1 protein-coding gene is annotated in these 352 nt (G+C 67.9%); it reads right to left on the bottom strand.

The window, feature by feature from the left end; genetic code table 11:
• On the bottom strand, positions 1–352 hold a 352-nt coding region (locus KI686_RS17475), incomplete at both ends, for an AAA family ATPase (protein WP_237590321.1).

Genomic DNA, 352 nt, shown 5'->3' with positions numbered 1-352 from the left:
CCGACAACGGACCCCGCTCCGTGCTCAGCCTCCCAAACTCGGCGCAGAGCCGACATGGCGGTGGTCTTGCCCGCCCCAGCAGGACCGACCAGGACATCGAGGAGGCGTCCTGATACCGCGATGCGGGTCAAGGCGTCGGCTTGGTCGTGGCCGAGCATCCGGCAGTCCGCGTCGGGTCTGCGCGTGATCTTCTCGACCGTGGCAAGCGGCACCGTCGGCCCGCCGAGGTTGGCGGCTCGTTCGAGGAGTCTGTCCTCCGCAGCAAGCTGGGACTCGGAGGTGAACACAGTCGAGCTTTTCGGACGGAACACCGAGCTGCCGTCGGGACGACGGAACACAACCGGAGACGCGG

Source organism: Polaribacter sargassicola, assembly GCF_021991835.1.
Classification (GTDB): Bacteria; Bacteroidota; Bacteroidia; order Flavobacteriales; family Flavobacteriaceae; genus Polaribacter; species Polaribacter sargassicola.
Note: the sequence above shows the minus strand (reverse complement) of the source record. Positions and strands in the feature narration are given on the sequence as shown.